Below are 18,330 nucleotides of genomic sequence, written 5' to 3' on the forward strand. Positions count from 1 at the left end.
TTCAGGCCAAATACATATACACCGAACCAGAACACCATAGACGCTGTTGCGGATTGTTGCGCGGCGCGGCGTCCTGCCGACCGACGATGAGTCGGTTAACTGCCCAATGGCGCCGGATGCGGATGCATCACCGCGCGCTGCCGTTCTTCCTCGAGGAATTTCATGATGATCGGTGCCACGGCTTCGGCCCGGGTAATGAGGAACAGATGCCCGTCATCGATGATGTGCAACTGGGCATTGGGAATCCGCCAGGCGAGTACGCGCATGTTGATCAGAGGGATCAATGGGTCGTCGTCGCCAGCCAATACCAGGGTTGGCTGATGGATCTTGTGCAGCCAGTGAATGCTGGTCCACCCGAGACCGGCGAACAATTGCCAGTAGTAACCGAGCTTGCCCGCCGAGCGGACCTTGGCGGCATGGCTGGCGGCGAGGGTTGGATCGCGGCGGAACGCGCCGCCGTAGATCATCGGCGCAATACGGATCACGTGAGACGGTTGGATATAGCGTCGCGGACTGGCCATCAGCCACAGCACTTTTGGCTTGCCCGGTACCATCACTGTGCCAGCTGCCGTGGCTGCCAGGACGAGTTTTTTGCAGCGTTCGGGGTAGTCGTAGGCGAACTGCTGGGCGAGGGCGCCGCCCCAGGACACGCCGATCACATTGACTTGCCCATAGTCGAGATAATCGAGCATTCGCGCCGTGAGTTTCGCCAGGCCCGGAAAACGATAGGGCCGGCTTGGCGTCGACGAGCCGCCGACACCGGGTACGTCGAAGGCGATGACTTCCAGGTCCGGGTCCAGCGCCGCGACGAACGGAAACACCAGCTCCAGGTTGGCGCCGATGCCGTTGAAAATCAGCAAGGGCGTCAAATGAGGCTTGCCGGGGCGTACCGCCGTGCGGAGGGTCTGGCCATCCAGGTCGACGGTACGAAAGATGAACTGTTGCGGCATGCTTCAGGCCCTGTGGGTTAATTCGTCCCCGGCCCCTGTAGGGGCGAGCTTGCTCGCGAAAAACGTGAGGGTAACGCGTTGACCAGGCAGCACGCGTTATCGTTGACGTCCTTCGCGAGCAAGCTCGCTCCTACAGGTAGAGCGAGGTGTGTCGGTTACCGTTCGTGTACGTAAGTGCCTGGCGCCGCCTCGCCCGCCGGGTAAGCCTTATTGCCCAGTTTCGTCGGGGCCTTTTTCAGGTTGCCCGAACGCTCGGCTTGCCACGCCTGCCAGTGCAGCCACCAGGAATCGGTGTGCTTGGTGGAGTTTTCTTGCCAGTCCTCGGCCGTGCCCGGCATTTCGAGGCTGGTCATGTAGCGCGATTTCGGATTGCCCGGCGGGTTCAGGATGCTCTGGATATGACCGCTGCTGGACAGCACGAATTCCACGTTGCCACCAAACAGTTGTGCCGACTTGTAGCAGGACTTCCACGGCGTGATGTGATCGTTGGTGCCGGCCAGGGAAAAGATGTCGACAGTCACCTGCTTCAGGTCGATCGGCGTACCGCACACTTCCAGTGCATCGGCGCGGATCAACGGGTTATTTTTGAACAATTCGATCAGGTCGCCGTGGAATGCTGCAGGCAACCGTGTGGTGTCGTTGTTCCAGAACAGGATGTCGAACACCGGCGGCTCGTTGCCCAGCAGGTAGTTGTTGACCCAGTAGTTCCAGATCAGATCATTGGGACGCATCCAGGCGAAGACTTTCGCCATGTCGCGGCCTTCCAGCACACCGGCCTGATAAGAGTGGCGCTTGGCGCTTTCGAGGGTTTGTTCGTTGACGAATAGCGCAACGTCGCTGTCCAGGGTGGTATCCAGCACACTGACCAGCAAGGTGAGGGCGTTGACCTTTTTCTCGCCAATCGCCGCGTAGTGGCCCAGCAGAGCGGTGCAAGTGATACCGCCGGAGCAGGCGCCAAGCATGTTCACGTCTTTGCTGCCAGTGATCGCGGTAACCACGTCGACCGCTTCCTTGAGCGCTTCGATGTAGGTCGACAGACCCCACTCGCGCTGCTCCTTGGTCGGGTTGCGCCAGCTGACGATAAAGGTCTGCACGTTATTGCGCAGGCAGAAACGCGCCAGGCTCTTGTCCGGACTCAGGTCGAACACGTAGAACTTGTTGATCTGCGGCGGCACCACCAGCAATGGGCGCTCGTGCACCTGCTCGGTGGTCGGCCGGTACTGAATCAGCTCCAGTACGTCGTTGCGGAAAACCACTGCGCCTTCGGTAACGCCCAGGCTTTTGCCGACTTCAAATGCGCCCATGTTGACCTGGCTCGGCATGCCGCCGTTGTGCACCAGGTCCTTGGCCAGATGCGAGAGGCCATCGAGCAGACTTTTGCCGCCGGTTTCAAAGAAACGTTTGACCGCCGCCGGATTGGCCGCGCTGTTGGTCGGCGCCATGGCTTCGGTCATGAGGTTGATCACGAAGTGTCCGCGGCTGGCATCATTGGGCGGCAGATTGCTGTTGTCGATCCAGTCGTGGAGTTCCTTGCGCCACGCCAGATAGGTTTGCAGATAACGTTTGTAGAGCGGGTTCTGGCTCCAGGCCGGATCCGCGAAGCGACGGTCATCGCTTGTCGGTTGCAGTTCGGATTTGCCAAACAGCACGTTCTTCAGTTCAAGACCGAAATGGGCGACATGTTTGGCACTGTGAATCGGTTGTTTGATGGCTTGCCTGAGCACCATTCGAGCAGAGGCCAGCAGATCTTTTCCACGCAACCCAACGACAGGATTCAGCCCCAAGGTGTTTTCCGAGGCTTGATACTTCAAGTCATCGTTATTCTTGTTACTCATCTACGACGCTCCATTGTCCTGAGACGAGTACCCGGGTCCAGCTGTGCAGTCTCACAGCCAATGCCGGGTACTACTGCTCGGGTGACCGATAATTCTGCATCTCTGCTTTTTAGTTCAGAGAGCACTGCAGGGACCTTGCCAGCTCCATTGGTTACCCGAGTTTAATTTTTTTCGCAAGCAGGCCAATCGACGGCCCGGAAGCCGAGCATTCAAACAGATGAAATTAGAAAATGCCTTCTAAAGAGCAAAAGGCCCGATTTAGAGCATCAGCTTGACGATGGATTCGCTCGGATCACGGGTTTTTCCAGCCGCTTTGAGTTCGCCAAGATAATCGTTCCAGAGATCCTCCTGGCGCACGCCCAGCTGGTACAGATACTCCCAGGTGAACAGGCCGCTGTCGTGGCCATCGTCGAAGGTCAATTTCAGTGCGTACTGGCCAGCCGGTTCGACCTTGGTCAGGCCTACGCCGATCTTGCCAAATTGCAGGATGGGTTTGCCGTGGCCCTGGACCTCGGCAGAGGGGGAGTGCACGCGAAGGAATTCGGCGGGCAGGTGAAACTCCTCGCCGGACGCGTATTTCAGCGACAGGGTTTTCGAGGCTTTGTGCAGTTTGATATCGGTGGGGAGTTGGGTCATGACTGCATTCCGTTTTGGGTAGAACCCTGTGGGAGCGAGCTTGCTCGCGATAGCGGTGTGACATTCAACGCATTGTGTGAATGTACCGCCGTCATCGCGAGCAAGCTCGCTCCCACAGGTCCTCCATCACTGTAAGAGTTTCTTACAGGATATAACGGGACAGGTCTTCGTTCTGTGCCAATTCGCCCAGGTGGTTGTTGACGTAGTCGGCATCGATCAGGATCGCCTTTTCATCGTGGGCACTGGCCAGGTCGCCGGCGCTGAACGACACCTCTTCGAGCAGACGCTCGAGCAGGGTGTGCAGGCGACGGGCACCGATGTTCTCGGTCTTCTCGTTGACCTGCCAGGCGATCTCGGCGATACGCTTGATGCCGTCCGGCTGGAACTCGATGACCAGGCCTTCGGTTTTCAGCAGGGCGCAGTACTGCTCGGTTAGCGACGCATGCGGCTCGCTGAGAATGCGCTCGAAATCTTCCGGAGTCAGTGCCTTGAGTTCGACACGGATCGGCAGACGCCCTTGCAGCTCAGGTACCAGATCGCTTGGCTTGCTCAGGTGGAACGCACCGGAGGCGATGAACAGGATGTGGTCGGTCTTGACCATGCCCAGTTTGGTGTTGACAGTGCAGCCTTCGATCAGCGGCAGCAAGTCGCGCTGGACGCCCTCGCGGGACACGTCGACGCCGCCGGAATTGCCGCGCTTGGCCACCTTGTCGATTTCGTCGATGAACACAATGCCGTGCTGCTCGACCGCTTCCAGGGCCTTGGCCTTCAACTCTTCTTCGTTGACCAGGCGGCCGGCTTCTTCGTCACGCACCAGCTTCAGCGCTTCCTTGACCTTGATCTTGCGGCTCTTGCGCTTGCCCTTGCCCATGTTGGCGAACAGGCTTTGCAACTGGTTGGTCATCTCTTCCATGCCCGGTGGCGCGGAGATATCGACGCCGACCACTTCGGCGACTTCGATTTCGATTTCCTTGTCGTCCAGCTGGCCTTCGCGCAAACGCTTACGGAACAGCTGACGAGTATTGGAGTCCGCCGACGGTGCGGCGTCATCGTTGCTGAAGCCCATACGTGCCGGTGGCAGCAGGGCATCGAGGATACGCTCTTCGGCGGCATCTTCGGCGCGATGGCGGACCTTGGTCATTTCCTGTTCGCGCAGCAGCTTGATGGCCGCGTCAGCCAGGTCACGAATGATCGATTCAACGTCGCGACCGACATAACCGACTTCGGTGAACTTGGTCGCTTCGACTTTGATGAACGGCGCGTTGGCCAGTTTGGCCAGGCGACGGGCGATCTCGGTTTTACCGACACCGGTCGGGCCGATCATCAGGATGTTCTTGGGGGTGACTTCAACGCGCAGCTCTTCAGGCAGCTGCATCCGGCGCCAGCGATTACGCAGCGCGATGGCGACGGCGCGCTTGGCATCGTCCTGGCCGATGATATGGCGATTGAGTTCGTGGACGATTTCACGGGGAGTCATGGACATAGTAATTGGCGGTCCTCAAGCAAAAGTGAGCCGTGGCACCAAGGCCGGAACAGGCTTACTCGGCGAGGTCCTGCTCCTCAATGGTGAAGGTGTGGTTGGTGAATACACAGATGTCGCCGGCGATGCCCAAGGCAGTCTCGACGATTTCCCGGGCCGACAGATCGGTTTTCTTCAGCAGGGCGCTGGCAGCGGCCTGAGCGTAACCGCCGCCGGAACCCATGGCGATCAGGCCTTGTTCAGGTTCGACCACGTCGCCGTTACCGGTGATGATCAAGGAGGCGTCTTTGTTGGCGACCGCGAGCATGGCTTCGAGGCGGCTGAGGGTGCGGTCGGTACGCCATTCCTTGGCGAGTTCGACGGCGGCGCGAACCAGATGACCCTGGTGTTTCTCGAGCTGGCCTTCGAAACGCTCGAAAAGAGTGAAGGCGTCAGCGGTGGCCCCGGCAAAACCGGCGATCACCTGGCCGTGATACAGGCGGCGAACTTTCTTCGCGTTGCCTTTCATCACGGTATTGCCGAGAGAAACCTGGCCGTCGCCGCCCATGACGACTTTGCCGTGGCGGCGAACTGAAACGATGGTGGTCAAGGGAGAGTCTCCACGCAGCGGGGCGAAAATGCCTTATGCCAACTCATATGGGGGTGGTGACGCGTATTTCAACTGTTGGACTTGGCGGGGGACGAGCGGTGTTTGGCGCGGAGGGGGGTGTTGTCTGTTCTGACGCCTTCGCGGGCAAGCCTCGCTCCTACAGGTGGTGCACCGTTCAAAAATAAGGTGAACGGTGCATTTTACGGCGTTCACAATATCGTGAACGATGCATGGCCTGTAGGAGCGAGGCTTGCTCGCGAATAACGATGACTCGGTGTTTCTGACGAAATCAGCGGTTCTGGCGTTGTTGTAACAACAGGTTGCTGAATCCTGCGCCGGCCAGTTGTTTCTGGGCCGTAGTCAGTTGCTCGCGGTTACTGAACGGGCCAACCAGCACCCGGTACCAGGTCTCGTCTTTCACCGTGCCCGATTCAACCGCCACGGCCTGGCCGAGCAGGATGATCTGCGCCCGAACCTTGTCGGCGTCAGCCTCCTTGCGGAATGAGCCAGCCTGAAGGAAGAACTTGGTGACAGGCGCCGCTTTGGCCACTGGCGGTGCCGGTGGCGGCGTAATGCCCGCCAACGCCGCCTGAGCTCGCGCGGTGTCGATCTTCGCCGCTTGTTCAGGCGTTACCGGCGTCGTCGGAATGGCCGGCACTTGTGGCGTCGGCAGGGTCTTCTCCGGTACGGCATCCGCTGGCACGATGACTTCCGATTCCGGCAGCAGCGTGTAGAAGTCGTATTTCGGCTTCACCGGTTGCGTCGGGCTCGGCGGGGTCTTGTTGGCCTCGGCGATCCTGGTGGCTTTCTGTTGCTCGATTTTCTCGCGCTTGACGCTCTCGCTGCCCTTGCCCGGTTCCAGCTTCATCAGGAATACGATGAACGCACCGACCGTCAGGCCGATGGCCATCCACAGCCAACCCGGGATCGGTTGCTTTGCAGGAGCTTGGTAACGGCTGGCGCCACGCTTGGGTGCAGGTTTTTTCTTGGCAGCCAACTTACATACGCTCCAGAGTTTCCAGACCCAAGAGTTCCAGGCCTTGCTTGAGAGTGCGGCCGGTCAGCGCGGCGAGGCGCAGGCGGCTCTGCATTTGCGCCGGGGTGTCGGCGCCGAGGATCGGGCAGTTCTCGTAGAAACTGGAGAACAGGCCGGCGACATCGTACAGGTAGGTGCACAGGATGTGCGGTGTACCTTTGTCAGACACGTTGTTCAACACTTCACCGAATTGCGCCAGTTTCGCTGCCAGTTCGTGTTCGTGTGGTGCTTCAAGGACGATCTGGCCTTCAACTTCGCTGAAGTCCTTGCCGAGCTTGCGGAACACTCCGGCCACACGGGTGTAGGCGTACAGCAGGTACGGCGCGGTGTTGCCTTCGAAGTTCAGCATCAGGTCGAAGTTGAAGCTGTAGTCGCTGGTGCGGTGTTTGGACAGGTCGGCGTATTTTACCGCGCCGATGCCCACAACCTTGGCAATGTTGCGCAACTCGGCTTCGGCCAGTTCCGGGTTCTTGTCCTTCACCAGGGTGTAGGCGCGTTCCTGGGCTTCGGTCAGCAGGTCGATCAGCTTCACGGTGCCACCGTCACGGGTCTTGAACGGGCGGCCATCGGCGCCGTTCATGGTGCCGAAGCCCATGTGTTCCATTTCCATCGGATGGGTCACGAAGCCGGCCTTGCGCGCCACGGCAAACACTTGCTGGAAGTGCAAAGCCTGACGTTGATCGACGAAGTACAGCGCGCGATCGGCCTTGAGCTTGCCGCTGCGGTAACGCACTGCCGCCAAATCGGTGGTGGCATACAGGTAGCCGCCGCCCGCCTTGACGATGATCACCGGCAGCGGGTCGCCGTCGGCGTTCTTGAATTCATCGAGGAACACGCACTGGGCGCCGTTGCTCTCGACCAGCATGCCGGCGGCCTTGAGGTCGTTGACCACGTTGATCAGGTCGTCGTTGTAGGCGCTTTCGCCCATCACGTCGGCCATGGTCAGTTTGACGTTCAGCAGTTCGTAGATTTTCTGGCAGTGGGACAGGGAGATGTCCTTGAACCTGGTCCACAGCGCCAGGCAATCCGGGTCACCGGCCTGCAGCTTGACCACCAGGCCACGGGCGCGGTCGGCGAATTCTTCGGATTCGTCGAAGCGCTGCTTGGCGGCGCGGTAGAAATTTTCCAGGTCCGACAGCTCGTCGCTGGTGATCGGGTTTTCCTGAAGGTAGGCCATCAGCATGCCGAACTGGGTGCCCCAGTCGCCAACGTGGTTCTGACGGATCACTTCGTCGCCGAGGAACTCCAGCACGCGGGCCACGCCGTCGCCGATGATGGTCGAGCGCAAGTGGCCGACATGCATCTCTTTGGCCAGGTTCGGCGCCGACAGGTCGACCACGGTGCGCTGCAACGGGCCCGCCTTGCGTACACCGATGTGATCGTCGGCCAGGGCGGCATCCAGGCGAGTGGCCAGGGCTTGGGTGTTCTGGAAGAAATTGAGGAAACCAGGGCCGGCGATTTCGGCTTTGGAGACGTTTTCGTCGGCCGGCAGCGCAGCGATGATTTTCTCCGCCAGGTCGCGCGGCTTCATGCCGGCGGGTTTGGCCAGCATCATCGCGATATTGCTGGCGAAGTCGCCATTCTTCTTGTCGCGGGAGTTTTCCACCTGGATCGCCGGCGACAGGCCTTCAGGCAACACACCTTCGTTGACGAGTTGGGTGATGGCTTGTTGGATCAGCTGGCGAATGGTGTCTTTCATGGTCTTCTCTTTCGACCGCAAGCGCGGCGGCGCTTCAATGCGCTGGTGGAAAAACTGGGCATTATCCGTTGCGAAGGCGGGCTTGCCAACTATAGCGGGCAGGTTATGGATATGTGGTGACAAATCGGACGCCTTCGCGAGCAGGCTCGCTCCCACAGGGGATCGGCGGTGTACAACAATTTTGGACCTGGCTCAAAACCTCTGTGGGAGCGAGCCTGCTCGCGAAAGCGATTTCGAAATCAATATAAATCTACGGGATCAACATCCAAAGACCAACGCACCGCCCGCCCACTCGGCATCTGCTCCAGCACCAGCAACCAACTGGCAAGCAACCGATGCAGCGGAGCCCGGGCCGTGGCTTGCAACAACAACTGCGCACGATAACGCCCGGCCCGGCGTTCCATTGGCGCCGGCACCGGCCCGAGCAACTCGATCCCGGTCAGGTTCTGTTCAGCCAGCAAGCGCTCCGCCTCACTGCACGCCTCGTCAAGAAAGCTTTCGGCCTGCCCCGGCTTGTGTGCTTCGGCCCGTAGCAGTGCCAGATGGGCAAATGGCGGTAGCCCTGCCGAGCGACGTTCGCTCAAGGCCTGCTCGGCAAAGGCGAAATAGCCCTGTTCGGTCAACTGCACCAACAGCGGATGGTCTGCCAGATGCGTCTGGATGATGACCTTGCCCGGCTCTTCAGCCCGGCCCGCGCGGCCTGCGACCTGGACGATCAGCTGCGCCATGCGCTCGCTGGCGCGGAAATCGCCGGAAAACAGCCCGCCATCCGCATCGAGTATCGACACCAGGGTCACGCGTGGAAAGTGGTGCCCTTTGGCAAGCATCTGCGTGCCCACCAGAATACATGGATGGCCTTTCTGGATGGTGGCGAACAACTGATTCATCGCGTCCTTGCGCGAAGTGCTGTCGCGGTCCACCCGCAGCACCGGGACGTCGGGGAACAGAATCGCCAGGCGTTCTTCGGCGCGCTCGGTACCGGCACCTACGGGGCGCAGGTCAACTTTGCCGCACTTGGGGCAATGCCGGGGCACGCGTTCGACGTAACCGCAATGGTGGCAGCGTAGTTCGCCGGAGCGCTGGTGCACGGTCATTCGTGCATCACAGCGTTGGCACTCGGACATCCAGCCGCAGTCATGACACAACAGCGTCGGCGCAAAACCGCGGCGGTTAAGGAATACCAGAACCTGTTGCCCGGCAGCCAGGGTCTGTCCGATGGCTTGCTGCATCGGCCCGGAAATACCGCTGTCCAGCGGGCGACTTTTCACGTCAAGGCGCAGGAAGCGTGGCTGCTTGGCGCCGCCGGCGCGTTCGTTCAGGCGCAGGAGTCCGTACCGGCCGGTGTAGGCATTGTGCAGGCTTTCCAGTGACGGCGTGGCGGAGCCGAGGACGATCGGAATGTTTTCCTGCCGTGCGCGTACCAGCGCGAGGTCGCGAGCGTGATAGCGCAGGCCCTCCTGCTGTTTATAGGAACCGTCGTGCTCTTCGTCGATGATGATCAGACCGGGGTTCTTCATCGGGGTGAACAGCGCCGAACGGGTGCCGATAATGATGTCGGCCTCGCCGTCCCGGGCGGCCAGCCAGGCGTCCAGGCGTTCGCGATCATTGACCGCCGAGTGGATCAGCGCGATGCGTGCATTGAAACGTTGCTCGAAGCGCGCCAGGGTCTGCGGGCCGAGGTTGATTTCCGGGATCAGCACCAGTGCCTGCTTGCCCGCTTCGAGGGTTTCGCGGATCAGCTGCAAATAGACTTCAGTCTTGCCGCTGCCGGTGACGCCGGCCAGCAGGAACGCATGATAACTGTCAAAACCGGCGCGAATCGCTTCATAAGCCGCCCGCTGTTCCGGGTTGAGTGGCAGTTCCGGCTGCGCCAGCCAGTGTTCGTGGCGCGCGCCAGGGGCGTGCCGGCGGATTTCCACCTGCACCAGGTCTTTGGCCAGCAATAAATCGAGGCTGTCCTTGCTCAGCATCAGTTTGCTCAACAACTGATGGGCGACGCCATGGGGATGCTGGGCCAGGGTCGCCAGGGCTTCACGCTGGCGCGGAGCGCGGGCGATGCGCGGGTCATCGAGGCGGGCGCCCGGCGCAGCGGACCAGAAGCGTTCCTGGCGTGCTTCGGCCAGTTCGCCCTGGCGCAGCAACACCGGCAGTGCCCAGCTCAAGGTGTCGCCGAGGCTGTGCTGGTAATACTGGGAAGTCCACAGGCACAGCTTGAACAGCGCGGGCGGCAACGGCGGCGTGGCGTCGAGCAGGGCCAGGGCCGGTTTGAGTTTTTCCGCCGGGACTTCGCTGGTGTCGGTGACCTCCACCAGAATCCCGATCATCTCCCGTCGACCGAACGGCACCCGCAGGCGCATGCCCGGATGCAACTGGGCGCGCAGGACGCCAGCCGGTGCACGGTAATCGAACAGGCGGCGCAGAGGCGAGGGCAGGGCGAGGCGCAGAATGGCGTCGGGCACGCGGGGGGATCTCGATCAACAGGCTATAAAAAAGCGGGGTCGTACATCCCTTGTGGGAGCAAGCTTGCTCGCGATGACGGCGTGTCAGTCAACATTTACATCGTCTGGCACACCGCTATCGCGAGCAAGCTCGCTCCCACAAGGGATCGCGTATTGGGTCGGGAGCCTAGCAGACGGTCGGTTTAAGGGACAGCTTGCGTGATTGGCGTTGTCTGGTAGAATCCGCGGCCTAATTACGTGCGGTATTCAACAATGGTGTTGAGTGGCGGCACGCTAGCCTGAGGAATTCACCATGAAAGCCGATATCCATCCAACATACGAAATCACCGCAGTTACCTGCAGCTGTGGCAACAAGTTCGAAACTCGTTCGAACCTGGCCAAGCCTCTGGCGATCGACGTATGCAACGAGTGCCACCCGTTCTACACCGGTAAGCAGAAGACTCTGGATACTGGCGGTCGTGTACAGCGCTTCGCAGACCGTTTCGGTGCTTTTGGCAAAGCCAAGGCTCCTGCTGCTGCAGAGTAAGGTTGCAAAGCCCCCTGGGCTTTTCCTTGCTGATGAAAAAGGCGTCCCTTGCGGGCGCCTTTTTTGTGTCTGCGATTTGGCTTTGCGCTGGCCCAGGCCTTCTGCCCGGCGCCCAACGTGTCCTCGGGTCGCGGAATGATGCTTCAAGCGTTGCCTCGATAAAAAATTGTAGACATTTTTTCTTCTGATTGTGAACAGTATATCCCTTGTGTTCCGTGGCTCTTGGCCCAAAGTCGTAGGGCGGTCCGCTTGACAGGGGTGACTGGTCAGTCTTGTGGGGACTTTGCGACACGCGTATCCTCGGCGGTCCGTCTGTCCAACAGTAAAAAGCGGAATGCCCACATGTCTGATTTGAAAACTGCCGCTCTCGAATATCACGCCCATCCTCGTCCAGGGAAGCTGAGTGTCGAGCTCACCAAGGCCACCGCTACCGCCCGCGACCTGTCGCTGGCCTACAGCCCCGGCGTAGCCGAACCAGTACGCGAAATCGCCCGCGATCCTGAACTGGCCTACAAGTACACCGGCAAAGGCAACCTGGTTGCAGTCATTTCCGATGGCACCGCGATTCTCGGCCTGGGTAACCTCGGCCCATTGGCTTCCAAGCCAGTGATGGAAGGTAAAGGCGTGTTGTTCAAGCGCTTCGCCGGCATCGACGTATTCGACATCGAAGTCGACTCCGAGAGCCCGCAAGCCTTCATCGACACCGTCAAGCGCATCTCCATTACCTTCGGCGGCATCAACCTGGAAGACATCAAGGCACCTGAGTGCTTTGAGATCGAACGCGCTCTGATCGAGCAGTGCGACATTCCGGTATTCCACGATGACCAGCACGGCACCGCAATCGTGACCGCGGCCGGCATGATCAACGCCCTGGAAATCGCTGGAAAAACCCTGCAGGACGCTAAGATCGTCTGCCTGGGTGCCGGTGCTGCCGCCATCTCCTGCATGAAATTGCTGGTGAGCATGGGCGCCAACATCGAAAACATCTACATGGTTGACCGCACCGGCGTGATCCACTCCGGCCGTGACGACCTGAACCAGTACAAGGCGGTGTTCGCTCACGCGACCGAGAAGCGCTCCCTGGCTGACGCGCTGGAAGGCGCTGACGTGTTCGTTGGTCTGTCCGGTCCGAACCTGCTGAGCGCCGAAGGCCTGAAGTCCATGGCCGCGAATCCGATCGTGTTCGCCTGCTCGAACCCGGATCCGGAAATCTCCCCGGAACTGGCTCACGCCACCCGTGACGACGTGATCATGGCGACCGGCCGTTCGGACTACCCGAACCAGGTCAACAACGTACTGGGCTTCCCGTTCATCTTCCGTGGTGCCCTGGACGTACGCGCCAAGCGCATCAACGAAGAAATGAAAGTGGCTGCGGCCAACGCCCTGCGTGAACTGGCCAAGCTGCCAGTGCCTCAGGAAGTCTGCGACGCCTACGGCGGCATCAAGCTGGAATTCGGTCGTGAGTACATCATTCCGAAGCCAATGGATGCCCGCCTGATCACGCTGATCTCCGATGCTGTCGCCAAGGCTGCAATCGAGACCGGTGTGGCAACCCTGCCGTATCCGAAGAACTACCCGCTCAAAAGCGTGGATGATGTGTTCAACGGCTAAGCCGTTGTAGCGCTTCAAACAAAAAGCCCCGCACTTCTTTCGAAGGCGGGGCTTTTGCGTGTGGCTACGCAATCAGAACAAATCGATCGGCGCCCCTTCATCTGCCGGCAGCGGGCTGCCCGGCGCATTCCCGTTGCCCAGCTCGTTGCCCGAGGGTGGCGTGTCTTCGGCCTTGAACAGTTCGAAGTAGGCGCCTGGCGTGCCTGGGGTGGCTGCACGGCCACTGATCGGGTCAACCCGCAGGCTGAGGATGCCTTCCGGTTCCTGCTGTGTGTGGGGCGGCTTGTCTTTGAGGGCGGCAGCCATGTAGCTCATCCAGATCGGCAGCGCGACCGTGCCGCCGAACTCCCGACGACCCAGGCTTTCAGGTTGGTCGAAGCCGGTCCAGACGGTGGTCACGTAGTCGGCGTTATAGCCGGAGAACCAGGCATCCTTGGATTCGTTAGTGGTACCGGTCTTGCCCGCAATGTCGCTACGACCCAACGCCAGGGCGCGGCGGCCGGTGCCGCGTTTGATCACATCTTCAAGCATGCTGTTGAGGATGTACGTGGTGCGGCCATCGACAATGCGTTCGGCCACGGCCGGTGTTGGTGGCGCTGGCTGGGCAGTCAGGGTATCGCCTGGCGTTGCGCTGACGGTGATGGCGTCGGCAGCCGGAGCCGGGGCAGCGATGCCGTCGCTGACGACATCACCTTTCGGAACGCTTGGCGGGTTGGCGAGGAACAGCGTGTCGCCGTTGCGGCTTTCGATCTTGTCGATGATGTACGGGGTGATCTTGTAGCCGCCGTTGGCAAAGGTGCTCCAGCCGGTGGCGATCTCCATGGGTGTCAGGGTCGCGGTGCCGAGCGCCAGGGACAGGTTGCGCGGCAGGTCCTGTTTGTTGAAGCCGAACTTGCTGATGTAGTCGATGGTGCGGTCGACACCCAGCGCTTGCAGCAGGCGGATCGACACCAGGTTGCGCGACTTGTAGAGCGCCTCGCGCATGCGGATCGGGCCGAGGAAGGTGTTGGTGTCGTTCTTTGGACGCCAGACCTTGTCCAGGTATTCGTCGACGAACACGATAGGGGCGTCGTTGACCAGGCTGGCGGCGGTGTAGCCGTTATCCAGTGCGGCGCTGTAGACGAACGGCTTGAAGCTCGAACCTGGCTGACGCTTGGCCTGCAGCGCGCGGTTGTAGTTGCTCTGCTCGAAAGCAAAGCCGCCAACCAGCGAGCGAATGGCACCATTCTGCGGGTCGAGGGACACCAGTGCGCCCTGGGCTTGCGGGATCTGGCTGAACTTCAGTGAGTTGTCCGGCTGGCGCTGGACGCGAATCAGATTGCCGACCTGAGCCACATCCGACGGCTGCTTCGGATTGGCGCCCATGCTGTTGGTGTTGAGGAACGGACGCGCCCATTTCATGGTGTCCCAGCTCACGTGTTCTTCACCGGTGCGGGTCAGCACTTGCAGGCCGGTCTTGTCGACCTGGATGACGATCGCCGGCTCAAGGCTGCTGATGGTGCGCTGTTTGGTCAGTTCGGTAGCCCAGGCCTCGCGGGTCTTGCCCGGCAGGCGTGACTCGGGGCCGCGATAACCATGACGCTGATCGTAGCTCATCAAGCCTTCGTGGACCGCGGTATTGGCCATTTCCTGCAGGTTGCTCGGCACCGTGGTGGTCACGCGGAAACCTTCGGTATAGGCACCGCTGCCGTAGCGCCCGACCATTTCGGCCCGGGCCATTTCAGCAATGTACGGCGCGTTCACTTCCGGGGTCGGTACGTGATAACTGGCGTTGAGCGGCTCGTTGATCGCAGCGGTGTAGTCGGCCTCGGTGATTTTGCCCAGCTTGTACATGCGCCCCAGGATCCAGTCCCGACGTTCCTTGCTGCGGGCCGGGTTCGCCAGCGGGTTGAAACGCGACGGCGCTTTGGGCAGGCCCGCGATCATCGCCATCTGTGCCAGACTGACGTCACGAATCGATTTACCGTAGTAGACTTGCGCCGCCGCCTCGATGCCGTAGGCGCGGTTGCCCAGATAGATTTTGTTCACGTACAACTCAAGGATTTCGTCCTTGGTCAGTTGCCGTTCGATCTGCAGGGCCAGGAGGATTTCGGTGGTCTTGCGCGAGAAGCTGCGTTCGCTGGTCAGGAAGAAATTCTTCGCCACCTGCATGGTGATGGTGCTGCCGCCGGACTGGATGTGTCCGCTCTTGATCAACTGGGTGGCGGCGCGCATCAGGCTGCCGGGATCGACGCCGTAGTGGTTGGCGAAATTGTCGTCTTCAGCGCTGAGCAAGGCATTGATGAAATTGGGGGGGATGTCGGCGAAACGGATCGGCGTGCGGCGCATTTCGCCAAATTCCGCGATCAATTTGTCGTCGCTGCTGTACACCCGCAACGGAATCTGCAACTGAATGCTTCTCAATGCCTCCACGGATGGCAATCCGGGGCTAAGGTATAGAAACGCGCCGCTCAGACCAAGGAGCAGCCCGCAGAAGACGGCGAGGATGGACCATCCGAAAAATTTCAGCAGACGAATCAAGGCTTTTGGATATCCAGGGCAAAGAATGAATTAGGCAACAGGGTTCAGCTAAACAGGGAACGGCCCGCGCTTGAAGTAAAAGCGGAAAAAAACGCTGGGCATTATAAGCATTTTTCCGTCGCGGGCGTCATTTGCGCTGCTGTCAAGACGGGTGGTTTGAACGCAATGCATATTGCGGAGTCCGTAACTCACGGATAGTCATAGGGAATTGGTAGTGCTAGGACTCTTCAACAAAAAGGCCAATACGCTGCTGGGGATCGACATCAGTTCCACGTCGGTGAAGCTTCTGGAGCTGAGCCGTCAGGGCGATCGCTACCGTGTCGAGGCCTATGCGGTAGAACCGCTGCCCTCCAGCGCGGTGGTCGAGAAAAATATCGCCGAACTTGAAGGCGTGGGTCAGGCCCTCTCACGCGTGTTGCTCAAGGCCAAGACCAACCTCAGGAACGTCGCCGTGGCCGTGGCCGGTTCGGCGGTGATCACCAAGACTATCGAGATGGATGCCGGTCTTTCCGACGACGAGATGGAAAACCAGCTGAAGATCGAGGCCGATCAATACATCCCTTATCCATTGGACGAAGTTGCCATCGACTTTGAAGTCCAGGGCGTATCGGAGCGCAACCCCGAACGGGTCAATGTGCTGCTGGCGGCGTGTCGCAAGGAGAACGTCGAAGTCCGCGAGGCAGCGCTGGCTCTGGCCGGCCTGACGGCGCGGGTAGTCGACGTCGAGGCCTACGCGCTGGAGCGCTCGTATGGTTTGCTGACGCGTCATCTGGCGGCCTCTCAGGAGCGCCTGACGGTTGCGGTAGTCGATATCGGTGCCACCATGACCACGCTGAGCGTGCTGCACAACGGGCGCATCATCTATACCCGCGAGCAATTGTTCGGCGGTCGCCAACTGACCGAAGAAATCCAGCGGCGTTATGGGCTGACGCTCGAGCAGGCAGGGCTGGCGAAGAAACAGGGCGGTTTGCCGGACGATTACGTCAGTGAGGTACTGCAGCCATTTCGCGATGCGCTGGTGCAGCAGGTGTCCCGTTCATTACAGTTTTTCTTCGCCTCCGGCCAGTACAACTCGGTCGATCACATTCTGCTGGCCGGCGGTACCGCTTCGGTCCCGGGGCTGGATCGGTTGATCGAGCAGCGATTGGGCACGCCGACGCAAGTGGCCAACCCGTTCTCCGAGATGACCCTGGGCAGCAAAGTCAACGCCGGGGCCCTGGCCGCCGATGCCCCGGCACTGATGATTGCCTGCGGGCTGGCCCTCAGGAGTTTCGACTGATGGCGCGGATCAATCTTTTACCTTGGCGCGAGGAGCTGCGTGAAGCGCGTCGCAAGCGTTTTTTGCTCGCGCTGGTCGGTGTGCTGGTGGGCTCGGTGGGGGCGGTGCTGATTGCAGACCAGATCATCAAGGGCGCCATTGATCGACAAATCGCCCGTAACGACTATATCGGCAAGCAGATTGCCGTGGTCGATGAGCGGATCAAGCAGATCAGCGACCTCAAGGCCCGTCGCCAGCAGCTGGTCGAGCGCATGCGCATCATCCAGGATCTGCAAGGCAATCGCCCCATCAGCGGGCGCATCTTCGATCAGTTGGCGCGGACCCTGCCGGATGGCGTTTACTTCACCGAAGTGACAATGGCCGGCAAGACCTTGTCCATTGCAGGCGCGGCAGATTCCAACAATCGGGTTTCAGACCTGATGCGCAATCTGGATGCGTCCGACTGGTTCGACGCGCCCAACCTCACGGAAGTCAAGGCGACCACCGCCGGTCAGCTGGATCAGGCCAACGTCTTTCAGTTGACCGTTCGGCAGACTCAGCCGGCCGTGGAGAACGCCAAATGAGGTTGTCCGAATGGTTCGAAGGCCTGCGCAAGATCGATATCAACGATCTGGATACCAACAACATGGGATCCTGGCCGCCGGCGATCAAGGCCTTGGCGGGCGTCCTGCTGATGGCAATGGTGCTGGCGCTGGGGTACAGCTTTTACGTCAGTGATCAGGAGGATCACCTCGACCTCAAGCGCGAGGAAGAGTCGACACTCAAGGAGCAATTCGCCGCCAAGGCCCACATGGCGGCGAATCTGGAGCTTTATACCCAGCAGATGAAGGAAATGGAGAACTCTTTCGGCGTGCTGCTGCGGCAATTGCCCAGTGACACCGAAGTGCCCGGCTTGCTGGAGGACATCACCCGCACCGGCCTGGGCAGTGGCCTGGAGTTCGAGGAGATCAAGTTGCTGCCGGAGGCTTCCCAGCAGTTCTACATCGAACTGCCGATCCAGATCACCGTCACCGGCGCCTATCACGACCTGGCCACCTTCGTCAGTGGCGTAGCGGGGCTGCCCCGAATCGTCACCCTGCATGACTTCGATATTGCGCCAGCCAACCCGGAGGGCGGGCCGAAGTTGCGTATGAGCATCCTGGCCAAGACCTACCGCTACAACGACAAGGGGCTGCAAAAATGAGCCCGATTCGCTGTTTATCGATGATCGTAATAACCGCCAGCCTGGCTGGTTGCGGCAGCGACAATGACGTCAGCGACCTCGATGCCTACATGAACGAGGTCCGTCTGCGACCACCGGGCAAGATTGAACCAACCCCGATATTCCGGTCTTACCCCACATTCACCTACAGCGCCGCCAACCTGCGGAGTCCTTTTTCCAAGCAGGTCAGAGTCGATCTGGCGGGTCAGAAACATGGCTCGCGCAACGTCAAGCCCGACCCTGATCGGGTCAAGCAATACCTCGAAGGTTTCAACATCGAGCAGTTTGAAATGGTCGGCACCCTCTCCAATGTGACGGGTTCGTTTGCGCTGCTGCGCGGAGCGGGCGGTGTGCATCGGCTGAAAGTCGGCGATTACCTGGGACGTAACGATGGGCGGATCGTCGCTATCAGCGGCTCGCAGGTCGATGTGGTCGAAATCGTTCCAGATGGCCAGGGTGCCTGGTTGGAACGGCCGCGGACCATCCCTTTGAAAGAGCACTCATAGTGG

The 18,330-nt window shown here is 60.2% G+C and carries 15 protein-coding genes and 1 pseudogene; 7 read left to right on the forward strand and 9 right to left on the reverse strand.

The annotated features are described in order from the left end of the window. Positions 1 to 95: 95 nt before the first annotated feature. The 8 genes from phaZ to ACA041_RS01780 form a co-directional block, all read right to left on the reverse strand. The gene (phaZ, locus tag ACA041_RS01745; RefSeq protein ID WP_497439610.1) at positions 96 to 950 is read right to left on the reverse strand and encodes a poly(3-hydroxyalkanoate) depolymerase; all 855 of its coding nucleotides are present in this window, start codon (positions 948 to 950) and stop codon (positions 96 to 98) included. Between the two features lie 155 nt (positions 951 to 1,105). Further along, on the reverse strand, positions 1,106 to 2,785 hold the full coding sequence (gene phaC / locus ACA041_RS01750; protein WP_497439611.1) for a class II poly(R)-hydroxyalkanoic acid synthase: 1,680 nt from the start codon (positions 2,783 to 2,785) through the stop codon (positions 1,106 to 1,108). A gap of 258 nt (positions 2,786 to 3,043) precedes the next feature. Next, positions 3,044 to 3,421: a gamma-butyrobetaine hydroxylase family protein gene (locus tag ACA041_RS01755; RefSeq protein WP_497439612.1), complete on the reverse strand. Its 378-nt coding sequence runs from the start codon at positions 3,419 to 3,421 to the stop codon at positions 3,044 to 3,046. 142 nt (positions 3,422 to 3,563) lie between these two features. Beyond that, positions 3,564 to 4,904, reverse strand: a complete 1,341-nt coding sequence (gene hslU, locus ACA041_RS01760; RefSeq protein ID WP_497439613.1) for an ATP-dependent protease ATPase subunit HslU — start codon at positions 4,902 to 4,904, stop codon at positions 3,564 to 3,566. Between the two features lie 55 nt (positions 4,905 to 4,959). After that, positions 4,960 to 5,490, reverse strand: a complete 531-nt coding sequence (gene hslV / locus ACA041_RS01765; protein WP_305447873.1) for an ATP-dependent protease subunit HslV — start codon at positions 5,488 to 5,490, stop codon at positions 4,960 to 4,962. A 289-nt stretch (positions 5,491 to 5,779) separates the two neighbouring features. Next, positions 5,780 to 6,487: an SPOR domain-containing protein gene (locus ACA041_RS01770; protein WP_497439614.1), complete on the reverse strand. Its 708-nt coding sequence runs from the start codon at positions 6,485 to 6,487 to the stop codon at positions 5,780 to 5,782. A 1-nt stretch (position 6,488) separates the two neighbouring features. After that, entirely contained in the window at positions 6,489 to 8,225 is a 1,737-nt protein-coding gene (gene argS / locus ACA041_RS01775; RefSeq protein WP_497439615.1) for an arginine--tRNA ligase, read from the reverse strand. 239 nt (positions 8,226 to 8,464) lie between these two features. Further along, entirely contained in the window at positions 8,465 to 10,684 is a 2,220-nt protein-coding gene (locus ACA041_RS01780) for a primosomal protein N' (protein ID WP_497439616.1), read from the reverse strand. A gap of 292 nt (positions 10,685 to 10,976) precedes the next feature. Between ACA041_RS01780 and rpmE the strand changes: the two genes are divergently transcribed. From rpmE to ACA041_RS01795, 3 genes and pseudogenes are all read left to right on the forward strand, one after another. Beyond that, a complete protein-coding gene (gene rpmE, locus ACA041_RS01785; RefSeq protein ID WP_071552309.1) occupies positions 10,977 to 11,210 on the forward strand; it encodes a 50S ribosomal protein L31 in 234 nt (77 codons plus the stop codon). 14 nt (positions 11,211 to 11,224) lie between these two features. Continuing rightward, positions 11,225 to 11,327 (forward strand): annotated as a pseudogene (locus ACA041_RS01790) (thermonuclease family protein); the annotation flags it as partial. Positions 11,328 to 11,552: 225 nt separating this feature from the next. Further along, positions 11,553 to 12,821 carry a malic enzyme-like NAD(P)-binding protein gene (locus ACA041_RS01795; protein WP_497439617.1) on the forward strand — a complete coding sequence of 423 codons (1,269 nt, stop codon included), beginning with the start codon at positions 11,553 to 11,555 and terminating at the stop codon, positions 12,819 to 12,821. A 72-nt stretch (positions 12,822 to 12,893) separates the two neighbouring features. On the opposite strand, the gene ACA041_RS01800 is transcribed toward ACA041_RS01795, so the two are convergent. Next, positions 12,894 to 15,338, reverse strand: coding sequence for a penicillin-binding protein 1A (locus ACA041_RS01800; RefSeq protein ID WP_497441989.1), 2,445 nt, complete (start codon positions 15,336 to 15,338; stop codon positions 12,894 to 12,896). A 217-nt stretch (positions 15,339 to 15,555) separates the two neighbouring features. Between ACA041_RS01800 and ACA041_RS01805 the strand changes: the two genes are divergently transcribed. The 4 genes from ACA041_RS01805 to ACA041_RS01820 are packed head-to-tail and all read left to right on the forward strand — an operon-like array spanning position 15,556 to position 18,327. After that, positions 15,556 to 16,620, forward strand: coding sequence for a pilus assembly protein PilM (locus ACA041_RS01805; protein ID WP_497439618.1), 1,065 nt, complete (start codon positions 15,556 to 15,558; stop codon positions 16,618 to 16,620). After that, positions 16,620 to 17,183, forward strand: coding sequence for a PilN domain-containing protein (locus ACA041_RS01810; RefSeq protein ID WP_497439619.1), 564 nt, complete (start codon positions 16,620 to 16,622; stop codon positions 17,181 to 17,183). The genes ACA041_RS01805 and ACA041_RS01810 overlap by 1 nt, the downstream gene beginning before the upstream one ends. Next, positions 17,180 to 17,803 carry a type 4a pilus biogenesis protein PilO gene (pilO, locus tag ACA041_RS01815; RefSeq protein WP_497439620.1) on the forward strand — a complete coding sequence of 208 codons (624 nt, stop codon included), beginning with the start codon at positions 17,180 to 17,182 and terminating at the stop codon, positions 17,801 to 17,803. Before ACA041_RS01810 ends, pilO begins: the two co-directional genes overlap by 4 nt. Further along, positions 17,800 to 18,327 carry a pilus assembly protein PilP gene (locus tag ACA041_RS01820; RefSeq protein ID WP_497439621.1) on the forward strand — a complete coding sequence of 176 codons (528 nt, stop codon included), beginning with the start codon at positions 17,800 to 17,802 and terminating at the stop codon, positions 18,325 to 18,327. The genes pilO and ACA041_RS01820 overlap by 4 nt, the downstream gene beginning before the upstream one ends. The last annotated feature ends 3 nt before the right edge of the window (positions 18,328 to 18,330 follow it).

The organism is Pseudomonas sp. LBUM1676, from assembly GCF_059695605.1.